The sequence below is a fragment of the Streptomyces sp. NPDC054834 genome, from assembly GCF_053611185.1.
This window is the reverse complement of the sequence record NZ_JBSGZV010000033.1, coordinates 97100-108055: the sequence shown is the minus strand read 5'-3', so window position 1 is coordinate 108055 and position 10956 is coordinate 97100. Positions and strand designations below refer to the sequence as shown.

Sequence of the window (10956 nt, the reverse complement as noted above, 5' to 3'; positions counted from 1 at the left end):
ATGCCCGGCACACCGACTGGTGTGCCGGGCATCGGCGTCTCAGGGTCGCCGCGGCGTCGTGCCAGAGAGCACCGACATCGGCCCTGCATCGGAGTGGGTGTCAGTGCGTTTCGCGCCCACATCGGCCAGGTCGGAGGCCCGACTCGGGGGTCTTCACGAGTACACGGGTGCCTGGTGGCGTGCGGTGCTCGCAACTCCGTTCGCAAGTCCCTAACAAGCCGTAGGGATATCCCCACGATTCGCGGCAGCCGGTCGATGACCGTGAACTTTCAAGTAGCGTCACCGGGCATCCGTTCCACCGGCCTCCCCACCCCCCTCATCGGAGACCACACCTCATGTCCGCTGCGACGAACGCATTCGGGTCCGGTCTGCCGGACGCCCGATGCAGCAACCCCCCTCTCACCGTCCTGATGGACGGCCAAGCACTCGCGGACTTCCTCGGCGCGGCCGTCGGTGAGTACCAACTGATCACCGCGGAGGCGCCGTTGTCCTGTTTCGCGCTCTTACTCGGCATCGCGGAGGCGACGACGTACCACGTGCAGCGCATCGCCTTCGGCCGTAACGCCCGTACCAGTGACCCAGCGGCCCGACAGGAGTTCCGCGAGACGATCGTGCCGAAATTCGGGTCGGCCTACGAGAACGAACACCGCGGCTGGTGGATGGACTCCCGCGACCTCCTCCGGGCATCCCGCGATGCCGACGCTCTGGGCATGGACCTGCTCGGCTCGATCCACATGCACCCGGACTGGCACCGCCTGGGCCCTCCGTCGGAGCGAGGACAGACGCTCAGTGAGCGTCCGACTCCCATGGACCGCCATCTCTTCAGCCGGACCGGATGGCCCCTCAACATCATCTGCTATCTGGAGCGCCGGGGCGGCGTCTTCTACCACGCACTGGCGGCCTGGGGCCCGCCTCCCCCGCATTCACCCGAGGGCGCCGAGTGCCCCGAGGCCGCACTAAGAATCCGTACGAGTTCACTGATGAAGGCGTGAGATCGATGCATCAGCCGGAAGCAACGAACACCCCCGCCCAGGAAGGCACCGCCGACGATGCCCGGGCGATCCGCGCCCTGTGGGCCGAGATGGCCCGCGGCTGGGCGGCAGGCGACGCCGCGCTCTTCGCCGCGAGCTTCGCGGAGGATTGCGACTTCACGACCGTACGAGGTGACAAGCCACTCGGTCGGACCGGCATCGAGGCCGGGCACGAAGCCCTCTTCCACGGGCCGTACGCCGGAACAGTCCTCGACGCTCGCGTCGTGGCTGTCCGATTCCTCCGCCCCGACCTGGCCACGGTCGAGGCGGAGTCGACGATCACCACCGCGGACGGCGGCCCCCTGGCCACCACGCACGCGTTGGCCGTCGTGGAACGGACAGCGGAACGTCACTGGTTGATCAGGGCCTTTCACAACATGATCCCCGCCCCCCGCCCCGCACAGCAGCCACTCGACTCGAAGGATTCCCCCGTGGACGAACCCACCGCCCGCCCGAAGCTCCGCCACCTGGCCATCGTGGCCCGTGATCCGGAGAAGCTGGCCGAGTTCTACTCCTCCGTCTTCGCGATGGAACTCTTCCACCGCGATCCGGACGGCAGCTGTTTCCTCTCCGACGGCTACCTGTCCCTGGCCCTGATCAAGCACCAGCTCGACGGTGACACCCCGGTCGGCATGAACCACTTCGGTTTCCACATCGAAGAGACGGCGGCCATCTCCGAGGCGCTGGAGGCCGCCGGCACTCCGAAACCGGCCGAACGCTTCACCAACCGCCCCTTCGCCGAATACCGGGCCATGGACCCGGAAGGCAACTGGTTCGACCTCTCGGAACACGGCTTCGGCGGCCCGCGCCCGCCGTCCGACTCCACCGGGTCCTGAAGCCCGGCCATACGAACCAGACGTTCCGGCTTCGACGGCATCCACCATGTCCGTCCAGCGACCATGGAAGGCGCTGAACGAGACGGAAACCGAGACGGGCGTTGCCGTCCAGCCGCAGCCGGTACAGGCGTCGTCGGGCTACAGGCCGCGAAGTGCCTCGTAGAGGTCGCCGTAAGCACTCCAGCAGGTGACGCTGCCGTCGTCGTTCAGGCTGCCCATGTACCAGTCGTCGTCGTTGACGGCTTTCACCAGACAGAGTCCGTGGAATCCCAGGACGATCTCGGGGTGCAGCCGCTCGCCTTGCGCCGGCCAGCCCATCACGACGCGATCGGTGCCGAGAGGTGTGGCCTCCCGGTCGCCGGAGACCTCGCGGATCTCCTCCAACGTCCAACCTGCCGGTAGCTGTCCGCCTGCCATCCAATGATGATGACAGCCACCACACGCACCGAGTGCGCCACGGCTTCTCAGAGCACCGCTTCAGGAGTTCAATCAACGGGGCTTCGTGGCACTGGGAATTGCGCAGTATGAGGGCTGGCGTAGCCGCTCGTGGATGCGGTCGTCCGCCGCTGTTGATGTCAGGCGTGGATGTCAGAAGCGCCGACCACAACCGATCTGGACTGCTAAGGGCGGCCGCCCTCCACGAACCTACCGCGCATGTTGCGGGTGATCACCGAAGGTTACAGAAGGCCACTGCGAATGAGCCCGTCAGCGAACGGCGTCTACCTTGCTTCGCCAAGCAGCATATTCACGGAACCAATCGTCTGGGCGATGTTGGCTGGCCTCGAGATATTCCTCAGCCGCTTTCCAGCCGCCCAACCTGCGGAGGCCCGGCTCACCCAGTACAAGCAAGGCCGTGCGGGGGAACTTCCTGGCTTTGGCGGCCAAGCGCCCCTTGATGAAGTTCAGCAGTGCAGCACTAGCGGATAGCGCGGCCACGGCCTCGGTTTCGGTGGGACGATACCCGCGGTGGACTACACGACCTCGTAGGCGGGCTAGCTTGCGGGCCCAATCCTGTACAGGGCCTTGTTTTTCGGGATCCCATATACCGCCGAGTCTGGGAGCATACTCGCGTCGGACCCGTATTGTCAGGCCCCCCCGGGAATCATCGAATACGGCGATGGCAGCATCAATGGATGGGGCCTGCAGTTGTTCTTCCCAGAGGAGAAGAGCAAGGATGCTATCCAGGACGATTTCAGAGGACAACTCAGCATGAATGACTGCATTACCATAGTCGCCATCGCGCCGCATGAAGGTGCTCGCCTCCAGCGAGCGGTCCATAGCGAGTTCGAGCGGCGAGCCGTTTGCCGTGTTGGTCGGAGAAATTTCGTCGCATTGCGCGCTGTTGGATAATTCGACGGGTGCGTTTCTGGGCACGCCGCCGCGGGGCGCGGGTGGTAAGCGAGCGGATTTGGCTTGTGCGCATGATCAAGACCCGAGGCTCTCGCCGCTTTACCTGCTGAACACTGAGAGGCGCAGTGGGCGGGCACCCAATAGAAGGCACCCACAAGAAACAGGGTGCCTGAGGGTGGACCGGCCAGCATCTTGAGCGGCAGCTGGCCGTAGATCCTGACCGGGGAGGCGTAACCTGCTGAACCCACGACCTCTTCGTCCCGAAGCAACTTGGGTGAGCGCTCGACCTTGAGCCGGTGTACCTCTCACCTGCCGCGATGGTCCACAGGTGTGCGTGGTTGTCTGCCGGTGTATGCAGTCGTTGTCACGCAGCTAGACACTCACCGACCCAGGACGTGATGTCGTAGGGGTCGGCTAGCTTGCACGGGTGACTGACTTGGATCCGCTCGTGCCGGCACTTACCGGCCTGCTCGTCGACGTCATTTGGTGGCTGGAGAGCTGTGGGGACGAGGAGGTAGATCCCAACTCCGCTGTGAAGATGATGGAGAGCGTGGGCGGGGTGCTGCTGCAACTGCCCTCAGGCCAACGCGAACGGCTCTTGGAGGCACTCGCAGGCTTGGCCGAAGCAGAGGAAGATCCTGCGCGGCGGGAGTTCCTGGAGTCGTTCCCCTTCGCTATCGGCTTGGTCGGGGACGAAGAGAACTGAGTACGCCACCGGACGGTGGTGCCAGTTCAGCCACGACTGATCATCGCGGCCGTGACCTGCGGCCGCCTAATCGATCAACGTCCCCCTGACCTGCTGCTGAGCTGCCCTCGGGGGAACGCCTATGGTCTGGGAGCTGTGACCTGCGACGTCGCCGCTGGCTACTGCGGCTCACCTGTCACTGTCGGTCGTCGTCGATCGGCCTCCTGTAGCCCAGGGGCGGCCTCAGAGGAGGCGCTTCTCCCCGGATTCGTCGCGCCATCGGAACTTTGCTGGCATCGGCCTGAGCGGCTCGCTGTCTGTCCAAGTGTTAATTGTGCTAGCCAAATGGAGCAACACAGCAGACCGACGTCTCTGACCTCAAAGAGAGTAGGAGTGTGAACAGCACGGATGAGACGGCAACGGAGTCTCGAAGAACGCGATTCGACAGTGTGCACAAGTGGGCTGCCACAGTAGCCGCTGTTGTTGCGCTTGCTTTCTCGACCTACAACTTTGCTGAAATCCAAAAGAAGCCCAGAATCGATGTGACACTTCCTCACCTATTGCGCGCTGGACCGGTAGACAACGGAACCGTTTTCCAGATTCAGCCGACGGTGTCCACCAGGTTCAAGACCCAGGATGTCGAGGTGATTCGTGATGCACGGCTGCAACTGACTCCCGTCGGCTCGATTTCGTCTCTCAATAAGCCAATTTTCTATTGGCACGAGACCGGAACATACGTATACGATTTCACTTCAGACCAGGTCAACTATACCTGGAGCAGCGATCCTGCCCCATTCATCATCAGTCAGGACAAACCTCAGCAGCCGACGCTCGTGTTCTGGGCTGATAATTGGACCTTTCAACCCGGCCAGTATGAGGGATCGCTTCAGTTGAGCCGGTCAGCGAATCACAGTCCCTTGATCGAGAAATTCTGCGTGACTGTTTCAAAGAAGGCCGCCGATGAATTGCACAGTGCCGAGCAACGACAGATCTTCTTTTTCCGCGATGACCTGCCCAAGTTCCACTCCTCTGGCAAATCTCCAGGCTGTTACCGCAGGGAAACGGATTAACAGCTCTTGCCGGTCAGTAGTTCTCCGGGCTCACTAGGGGGTGCCTAGCCTTCAGTCCCTCGATACGAACCACGGGAGGGATGGTCGCTGAGGTCATCCGTCCTGGCTACGAGGTCGCTCACGACCTGCGATCTGCGGTCGGCCCGGTTGCTGTACTCCTGTGCTGTACCGCATCAGCGGCATCATGGTCGTCATGGACGCTGGGATAGCTGCCGTGCTGGGCGCGGGGGTCGGAACTTTAGGCATGATTGTGACGGGTTGGACCGCAAGGTCAGCCACCAAGATGCAGATGCGTATTGAGTCATTACGTGAACGCAGGGAGCCACGAAGGGCCTCTTACGAGGCGTTCTCTTCTGCTGTCGCGACGTTTCACGATCACCTACAGCCCTGGGTCAACTTCGGACGCCTCCTCGACCGGTCGAGGACTTCTGGGGCTGAGGACACAAACCCCGTCTCCTACCTGAAGCACAGTGAGTTCAAAGATGGTTACGTAGCCCATGTCATCGAGCTGGCTGACGAGGTCAGTCGCTTCGGCCGACATGTTGTCTTGGACGGACCGGCTGAACTCGAACCCTTCGTGACCAAGGTGACGGAACTGTCAAGTGGTCTCGTTGCCCCCTTCAGGATCATGCAAAGCTTCGCTCGCATCTCCGACGGGACAGGTGACTCGATCGTCGGCTATGACACTTCAGAGTTCCCTAAGAAGCTGAAGCAGCTAGATCAAGGTATTCGAGAGTTCCTCCTACATGCGAGTACAGCGCTGGACCGTGACGTCGCCAGTTGACCGAGCGGTTGGCGGAACGACTTTGGGCTGGAGCTGCCATGGGGCGAGTGATCATGGCCCCGTAAGCTTCCGGCGCGTCGGGCAGTCTGTGGACCTGCCCGTTAAAGCACGACGTTGGGGCCATGATCTTCGAGGCTCGCCCCATGGTGGCTGCCTAAAGTCGTGGAGCCGACCGCCCCAGCCACAGAGGGTGTCTCCCACTTCATGCCCGCAGCTCGCCAGTGCGCCGCCGGGCGCGGCCAGCCGGGGCGCAGACAGGAGGCAGGTCGTGTCCCTCGGCCGCCCGTACGCAGGGCAGACCGTGACCGTGCACGTGTCGGACTCCACGATCACCGTCAACCTGGACGGCCAGGTCCGGGTCATTCGGCGGACGACCGACGTCCCGGTCCGTAACGTGAAAGCGAACAAGCCCCACGGGGCTCCCTACGTTGTCTAGGCCCACCGTCAAGCATCACCTGGGACCCGAACGTCAGGCATCAGCTGGGATCCGACACGGTCGCGTGGGGCTTGAAGGCGTATGAGCAGGCCGGGAGTTCAGCGCCGTGACGGTGTGCGAGCGACAGGAAGATCACGGGGCGGATGGTCCACGTGATCCGGGTGCGGTCCTGGGTGACCGTGACCGAGCAGGGCTCGGAGCGCAGCAGGGCATGGCGTGTTGCCACGCGGCCCTGGTACAGCCAAGCCCATGCTTGGTCCGAGGCGTCGGGGTCCAGGGCGGGTGAGATCGTGCGGAGTGCGACCGCGACCCACCTGTCTGCCTGGGGTGCCGAGTAGGCGTCGAAGGATGCTTGGAGTGCCGGCTGTTCCTGTTCGGTGAGGTCTTGGGTCCAGCACTCGCACCAGTAGCCCCGTCGAGGTTTGTTGGCCCCGATCGGGGCGGTGTTCGCATGCGCCGCCCTGCCGGTTGTCGGGAACGTGGTTCGCTCGGCAGGTACATCTGCCGGGCGGGCTGGTGGGGAGACAGCGGTCATTACAGGTGACACTTTTCCACTTGGTGAGGGCCGACGGGGCCTCGGTGGTGTGGGCAGGGCGATTTCAGCCCAGCACCGTTTGCCCTTGCCCGTCGGTTCGGCGCCGTACCGGTTGGCCAGAGCGGCGACGAGGAGCAGGCCGCGGCCGTTCTCGCTGTACTCCTTCGGGTGGCTGGGCCGGGGCAACGACGAGCCGGAGTCGTGAACCTCGATGCGCAGTAGGGCGGGGGTGAGTCGTACCGTCAGGGACACTTGGCCGACGCCGGCGTATCGGACCGCGTTGGTGAGCAACTCGCTGATCACCAGCGCGGCGGTGTGCACTACCTCGTCGTCCAGCTCGACTGCCCATCTCTGTATCGCGGACACGGCTTGGTGCCGGGCGGTAGTGACCGCGGTTGGTGTGCCGGGTACGGATAGGGCGAGCTGGTGCGTTGCCATGAGTGGCCTTTCTGGTGTGGGGGTGGCTTCGTCACGCAACCAGGTGCTCGTGGTTGTTGGTTGGTCTCGTCGTCCGCGCTGCATCGGTTATGCAGAAGCTGCATCACCTCGAAGAGTGGCTGATCTACGCTCGGTTGCTCAGGCAGGATCGGCGGCGGCGGAAGGGGCCGTGGCGATGGCCGAAGCAGGCAGCGAAGCGGGACGGATCGGTGAGGTGATTCGCCGGGCCAGGGTGTTACAACGGCGCTCGCAGAAAGACGTCGCCGCCGCGCTCGGCTACCACCAGTCCAAGCTGAGTCGGTTGGAGAGAGGTCGTGGTACGGAGGACATCCGTGTCTTGCGTGCGGTCCGACAGGAGCTCGATATCCGGCCAGCGGAGTTGGGGCTCATGGCTGTGCCCGATGACTCCTCCGTCGATGGGTGGGCTGACGACATGCACCGCCGTACTTTCCTCGCCGCGAGTCTCGCCGCGCTCACGCCCCCGGTCGGCTCGACGTCCGCGCACCATGACCTCGTCCAGGCACTGCTTCCCGGTCCGAGTACGGTGGCTACCGGCGCGCCCTTGGACACGGCAGTGCTCGGTGAACGGGTCGGAGCGACCCGCAGGCTCTTCTACATCTGCGACTACGCCGCACTGGAACGGACGCTCCCCGGTCTGATCGCCGACCTTCGGTTCGCAGCGGCCGAAGACCAAACAGCCACAGAGGTGCTCGCTGGGCTACTGGCCACGGCGTACCAGACCTCGACCAGCCTGCTGCTCAAGAAACACGACCAGGGCAACGCCTGGCTCGCGGTCGGCCGCGCGATGGCCGAGGCCGAACGCTCCGGCGATCCGGTGATCCTCGCGTCGAGTGTGCGCGTGCAGGCTCACGTCCTGGTCCGCGAGAAGCACACCGCCCAGGCCGTCACCCTCGTTCGCCATACAGCCGGTCAGCTCACCGGCTCATGTGACCGCCGTTCCCCGAAATACCTTGCGGCCGTGGGGCTGTTGCTCCTGCGCGGGGTGACCGCGGCCAGCGCCGGAGGGGATCGTGCCGCTGCCGGTGAGTTCCTCACCGAGGCGAAAGAACTGGCCCGTTACGTCTGTCTCGACCGGCCCGACGCGTGGGCCAACTTCAGCCCGACCAACGTCGCTCTCCATGAGATCAGCGCTCTGGTGGCCTTGGGCGACGTGGGGCACGCCATCCGAGCGGCGCGCCCGCTGATGCGCATGCCCATCCCCGTCCCCGAGCGTCGGGCCGCCCTCTGGGTGGAGGCTGCCCGCGCCTACGGCCAGCAGGATCGGCTCTCCGACGCCTACCAGGCCCTGCGTATCGCCGAGACCTGCGCCGCTCAGGACGTCCGCCGCCCGGCCGTGCGCGAGTTGGTCGCCGATCTGGTTGCCCGCGACCACCGCCGTACCCTGCCGGAACTGCATCACTTCAGCCGCCGACTGGGAGTTCCCGCGTGACCGAGCCGACCGTCCCGGAGCAGAAGCCGTTCCTGTACGTCGTCGTGTGCGCCTGCGGCGTCGCCTCCGACGTCAGCAAGCTGATCACCGCCGCGCAGGGACGGCAATGGGACGTCGGCGTCATCGCTACCCCGCAGGGCTTGGGCTTCCTCGACACCGAGGCGATCGAGGCCCGGACCGGCTACCCGGTCCGCTCCGCATGGCGCACACGCGGCGAGGCCCGCCCGTTGCCGCCCGCAGACGCCATCGCCGTCGCTCCGGCCACCTTCAACACGGTCAACAAATGGGCCGCCGGCATCTCCGACACCCTCGCACTGGGCATCCTGTGTGAGGCGTACGGCATGGACATCCCCACAGCCGTCCTGCCCTACCTGAACGCCGCCCAGGCAGCCCATCCCGCCTACCGGCAGAGCCTCGAACGGCTCCGCGATGACATGAACGTCCTGATCGGCTCCTACGAGCCTCACAGGCCGAAGGCCGGCGGGGGAGCGGACCGTTTCCGCTGGGAGGAGGCCTTGGACCTTCTGGAGCCACAGCTCCGTCGGCGGACGTGAGGCGGGTCCTGCGATCTGGCGCACTTCTGGCACGCGAGACCAGTGATCACCGCACACAGCAAAAAGGCCCGGGTCTCTGACCTGGGCCTTCATCATGGAGCGGGTGACGAGAATCGAACTCGCGCTCTCAGCTTGGGAAGCTGCGATCATTTGCGGCGGATTGGGCTGCCGGCCTGGGTAAACGGCACAACCATCTGATCCGCAGCTTGATTTGGATCGCTCGATGAGCGTCATACCGGTCGCCTACGGCTTCACGAGGACGCTGGCAGACAGCGCCGGTTGCTGATATTGCTGTACTTCGCTGCTGTATCGCACCAGCTTCGCTGCGCTCACCCAGTGCGCCATGGCTACGGTGTCGGTCGGCGTCGACTGACCTCGTACGGCCCGCCGACGGCCCAGCTTGGGCGGCCTCGTCGGCGCTCACATGGCCTGTGAGGGCTCGTGATGGCAGGCGCCTAAAGCTGGTCTCGCCACCAGGGGACGTGGAGAGAATCGGCGCGGACGACCCTGGCTCTCTTAAGGATCTTGCCGTCGAGATCCCGTACAAGCTCCCGCAACTCTCGTGCCGACTTCTTGGGCAAGGCGTGCATGATCTCTTCGAGGTGATCGCGTGAGTAGCCTGGATCGCAGCCGCACTCGGGGATGCCGCACCTGGCGGAAGTGAAGGGATCAGCTATCCGCTTCAGCGGACCGTGAGCCAGGGCGGCCCAGTGCCAGAAGGCCTTGGCAGTGGCACCCGGCCAGAAACGCGCGTGTTCGAGCCTGCGGATATCGGCTTCGCACCCCGCCGGCAGACGGTTGATCGTCGGGTAGGGGTGACGGAAGAAGTGCCTCGTGGTCCGTACGGGAAGAGTGCTCCGTACAGCGGATGGGCGCCTACGCGGCATTGCCCTTTCGGTTGTGAGTCATGACGGCAAGGTACCGCCGACAGCGCAGATGATCTAGAGCCCCCACAAGCAAGCCCAAGCGGGAGATGGATTCGGGGCGTGACACGGATAGACCTGCCCTGCTGCGAACGCTTGCGTCCGCGGACGTAAGCTGCGGCGTGAGGGGGATCGGTGAAGCGTGGCGTAATGATGCGAGGTCTGCGGTTCGGCCTGGTCGTCGGAGGGGTCTGCGCGCTGGGCTGGGGCGCCGTGTGGACGGCGAGCGTGATGGTCGCGTCGGTGATGGGGCACTGGCACGTCGTGCCTTCGGCTCTCGTCTCCGAAGCGCTCCTCGTGGGCGGCAGCCTGTTCGCGGGCGCGGCGCTGGGTCTACTGCTCGGTGCGACATTGGCGCTCGCGCCCGGCCGGCTGACCTCTCATGGGCTGCTGCGCCGGCTTCTGGCGGGAGTTGTTGCCGGAACGCTCTTCCTGGGCGAGGCCGTGGTCAGCGTGGAGGGCGGCATTCTGCCAGTGCTGTTGATGATCGTGGGTGTCCCGGCGGTTGGCGCGGTAGCGGCTGCGTGCAGTGGTGACATCGCAGGAAGGAGCCGCCGTCATGCCTGGCTGTGGCGGCGCACGCCGCTGTGGGCTGACGTTCGAGCACTCCCCTGGCGCGGGAGGCTCCGTGCCGTGGTCGAGCTGCTGTGGAACTGATACCTACTGGCTGCTGTCGACTCTCTCGAACAATCCCGGCGCCAAGCCGTCGAGGAGTGGGAGCGATGCAAGCTCGCTGTGCTGCCATGGGGACGTTGTTCTCAGCCGTACGACTCTCCGAGCGCCTCGCCCTCGCCGTGTCCGCCCGGGGGGACGGCATGTCATGAGAACGGCGCGCTCCCACTTCTCTTCTGTGAACGGCCACCG

Annotated in this window: 11 protein-coding genes and 2 pseudogenes; 9 read left to right on the top strand and 4 right to left on the bottom strand. The window is 64.8% G+C overall.

All coding sequences use genetic code 11. The features are described from left to right. Positions 1 to 335: 335 nt before the first annotated feature. Together ACWGJM_RS33900 and ACWGJM_RS33895 are read left to right on the top strand one after the other, a co-directional pair. On the top strand, positions 336 to 992 hold the full coding sequence (locus ACWGJM_RS33900; protein ID WP_453415586.1) for a hypothetical protein: 657 nt from the start codon (positions 336 to 338) through the stop codon (positions 990 to 992). A 5-nt stretch (positions 993 to 997) separates the two neighbouring features. Further along, a complete protein-coding gene (locus tag ACWGJM_RS33895) occupies positions 998 to 1867 on the top strand; it encodes an SgcJ/EcaC family oxidoreductase (protein WP_453415585.1) in 870 nt (289 codons plus the stop codon). 138 nt (positions 1868 to 2005) lie between these two features. Here the strand turns inward: ACWGJM_RS33895 and ACWGJM_RS33890 are convergent, their stop codons facing one another. Together ACWGJM_RS33890 and ACWGJM_RS33885 are read right to left on the bottom strand one after the other, a co-directional pair. Continuing rightward, positions 2006 to 2284, bottom strand: a complete 279-nt coding sequence (locus ACWGJM_RS33890; protein WP_453415584.1) for a hypothetical protein — start codon at positions 2282 to 2284, stop codon at positions 2006 to 2008. Between the two features lie 288 nt (positions 2285 to 2572). Next, positions 2573 to 3241, bottom strand: coding sequence for a hypothetical protein (locus tag ACWGJM_RS33885; RefSeq protein WP_453415583.1), 669 nt, complete (start codon positions 3239 to 3241; stop codon positions 2573 to 2575). Between the two features lie 403 nt (positions 3242 to 3644). On the opposite strand from ACWGJM_RS33885, the gene ACWGJM_RS33880 reads away from it, so the two are divergent. The 4 genes and pseudogenes from ACWGJM_RS33880 to ACWGJM_RS33865 form a co-directional block, all read left to right on the top strand. Beyond that, positions 3645 to 3923, top strand: coding sequence for a hypothetical protein (locus tag ACWGJM_RS33880; protein ID WP_453415582.1), 279 nt, complete (start codon positions 3645 to 3647; stop codon positions 3921 to 3923). A gap of 374 nt (positions 3924 to 4297) precedes the next feature. Further along, positions 4298 to 4972, top strand: a complete 675-nt coding sequence (locus ACWGJM_RS33875) for a hypothetical protein (protein ID WP_453415581.1) — start codon at positions 4298 to 4300, stop codon at positions 4970 to 4972. A 160-nt stretch (positions 4973 to 5132) separates the two neighbouring features. Continuing rightward, on the top strand, positions 5133 to 5756 hold the full coding sequence (locus tag ACWGJM_RS33870; protein WP_453415580.1) for a hypothetical protein: 624 nt from the start codon (positions 5133 to 5135) through the stop codon (positions 5754 to 5756). A 142-nt stretch (positions 5757 to 5898) separates the two neighbouring features. Then, positions 5899 to 6192, top strand: a pseudogene (locus ACWGJM_RS33865) (IS481 family transposase); the annotation flags it as partial. Between the two features lie 40 nt (positions 6193 to 6232). On the opposite strand, the gene ACWGJM_RS33860 reads toward ACWGJM_RS33865, so the two are convergent. Together ACWGJM_RS33860 and ACWGJM_RS33855 are read right to left on the bottom strand one after the other, a co-directional pair. Further along, entirely contained in the window at positions 6233 to 6628 is a 396-nt protein-coding gene (locus tag ACWGJM_RS33860) for a hypothetical protein (RefSeq protein WP_453415591.1), read from the bottom strand. Positions 6629 to 6805: 177 nt separating this feature from the next. Next, positions 6806 to 7165, bottom strand: a pseudogene (locus ACWGJM_RS33855) (ATP-binding protein); the annotation flags it as partial. A 175-nt stretch (positions 7166 to 7340) separates the two neighbouring features. Here ACWGJM_RS33855 and ACWGJM_RS33850 point away from each other — a divergent pair. The 3 genes from ACWGJM_RS33850 (at position 7341) to ACWGJM_RS33840 (ending at position 10749) form a co-directional block, all read left to right on the top strand. Beyond that, positions 7341 to 8615, top strand: coding sequence for a helix-turn-helix domain-containing protein (locus ACWGJM_RS33850; RefSeq protein WP_453415579.1), 1275 nt, complete (start codon positions 7341 to 7343; stop codon positions 8613 to 8615). After that, the gene (locus ACWGJM_RS33845) at positions 8612 to 9169 is read left to right on the top strand and encodes a flavoprotein (RefSeq protein WP_453415578.1); all 558 of its coding nucleotides are present in this window, start codon (positions 8612 to 8614) and stop codon (positions 9167 to 9169) included. Before ACWGJM_RS33850 ends, ACWGJM_RS33845 begins: the two co-directional genes overlap by 4 nt. A gap of 1073 nt (positions 9170 to 10242) precedes the next feature. After that, positions 10243 to 10749 (top strand): hypothetical protein, encoded by a 507-nt coding sequence (locus ACWGJM_RS33840; protein ID WP_453415577.1) that lies wholly within the window; start codon positions 10243 to 10245, stop codon positions 10747 to 10749. Positions 10750 to 10956 lie beyond the last annotated feature (207 nt).